The organism is Xanthomonas melonis (assembly GCF_020783655.1).
GTDB lineage: Bacteria > Pseudomonadota > Gammaproteobacteria > Xanthomonadales > Xanthomonadaceae > Xanthomonas > Xanthomonas melonis.
Genome location: NZ_JAJGQH010000032.1, coordinates 1 through 2,017 on the forward strand (window position 1 = coordinate 1; position 2,017 = coordinate 2,017).

General features: G+C 58.8%; 1 protein-coding gene and 1 pseudogene. Both read right to left on the reverse strand.

Going from position 1 to position 2,017, the window contains the following annotated elements:
* Positions 1–827: pseudogene (locus tag LL964_RS20015) on the reverse strand (hypothetical protein); the annotation flags it as partial.
* Positions 828–1,149: 322 nt separating this feature from the next.
* A complete protein-coding gene (locus tag LL964_RS20020; protein WP_104588971.1) occupies positions 1,150–1,803 on the reverse strand; it encodes an imm11 family protein in 654 nt (217 codons plus the stop codon).
* Positions 1,804–2,017 lie beyond the last annotated feature (214 nt).

Here is a 2,017-nt window from a genome sequence, read left to right on the forward strand (position 1 = left end):
TCGGCGGCTTTTTCGCCGGCCTTGGTCATGAAGTAGGCATCGGCTGCGATCAACACCATCGGCCCCGCGCCCGAGCTGCCCAGCGCGTAGGCAGCAGCCGTACCGCCAGCCCAGCCACCGACATTGCGGCCGGCGAAGTGCGCCAACTCCGATTGCGCAGCCAGCGGGTTGTCCTGGCCAAGCAAGCGTGTGGCGCGCTGGCCGGTCATCACCGTGTCGGCGGCCGTGGCGAACAGGCCGGCGCTGCGTAACGCCTGGCCGGCCGATAGATCGCCTGCCAACAGCTCGGCAGTGGCGAAGCCGCGTTGAGATACCGGTGTGTACAGCGGATGCAGTGCGGCACCTGCGCCTTGGCGAATACTGCGCGCAGCACCGCCGATGGTTGTCGGCGTGTCATCCAGCACCTGCTGGACCAGGGCCGCGTTGGACTCGGATAACCTTATTCGCCCGGCCTCTTCGGCGTGCGCGATCGCCATGCGCAATTCCTCGCGACCGGCGATCTCGCGGACGACGGCATCGCGTTCATCCGGGACAGCGACAAGATTTTTCCTCGTCATGCGTGCGTCGCCGATCACGTTTGCGATCCGTTGCTCGGAGTGGGTGATCGCGGCCCATTCGGATTCGACATCGCTCATGGCGCGCAGCGTCTTCAGCTGGTCGGCATGGGCGGTACGGTATTGCTCATACTCTGAGAGGGTGCTGCGGTTTCGCGCGTTGGCCTCGGCCTTGGTCAGGCGATCCGGGGTCGTTGCGAACATATCGCCATTGATCAAGGCGACTTTGAGGGTATCCTGCAGGTCGTGGACCTGGCCGGCGACGCGCTTCAATGCAGCGGCGTCGTTGCGCATGGCGGCGTTACCGTCTGGGGAGTTAAGAACTCTTTCAAGATAACCGACAATTCCCTTTGTGTAGGAGCTGCGCGTGCGCCCTCGGTGTGGAGAAGTTTCTATTTCATCGGCCAGCTTGCCATCTACTGGCAGATACAGACGATTGGCTGATGCATCCTTGTCGATCAAGTCATGCTCAATCAGCTTGTTCAGCAGCCGATTCCGAAGAAAGATACTTTTTTCGATGACGTGATGACTTTGAAGGATGACGTTATCGGAAGGCATCTGCCTTGACTCCATCAAGATGTCGAAGATTCATCGCTCAGCAACCGAAAGCGTCTATCAACCAGACTCCACGTGTTCTGGGCCACTTACCAAATCCCTGCGCAATCAAAGTGTCGCGCAAGAACCGGTCGCAAAAGGCATCTGCCGTATAAGGTGTTCGGAACACATGTACGGCCCCGGTCACGTCTTTCTTGAAAGCAAAATCGGCACCGCCCATGATGTCGTAATATTTGCCATTCCGATACCCGGTCAATATCTTGACGTTGGATGCTTCTTCGTCGATGGCGTCAATAATCCGTACCACCTCACACAGATAGTGCGGCGCCCCGGGCGTACCGTCTTCCAATCGGAAGTCGCATAGCGCAAAGGCAAATCCTTCCGGGTCCGCAGCTTCGAGTAGTTGCTTTAGCGGTTCGGAGACCAGCCAGTAGTCCTTCAAACCACTCTCAAGATCATTAGGCATATCGCCTATGTGGCTGTCATAGCGCAGGCGGGGGACTTCCTTCAATGCAGCTAGCCCCGCGTCTTCCCCCGGCAGGCTGTAGGCAATGGAAAACGGCACCGCATCTTCATTCTCAAGCTTTACCCCAGGCCCGCGCCCGCCGCCACGCATGTCGGGCCTGAGAATGTAAAACTCACCTTTCCTGGGTGCGTTCGGATGTATAGCTTGCGCTTGATGTGACTGGTTCATGGGTGTTCTCCGATCAACCCTGCATATAACCGAAACGCAACTTCCGCTTTCAGCAAGCGGGAGCTACAAGCATACGCGATTTGTATGTTGTGACACTGCGTTGCAAATGCGCAATCGGACTATCGGCGCCGAAGCTTCCGCCCGGGCCGCGCTGCAACTGCATCGCGCCATCGCCCACGAGTCCCTCCGCCTCGCGCGTGCGTTGAGTCGCCAG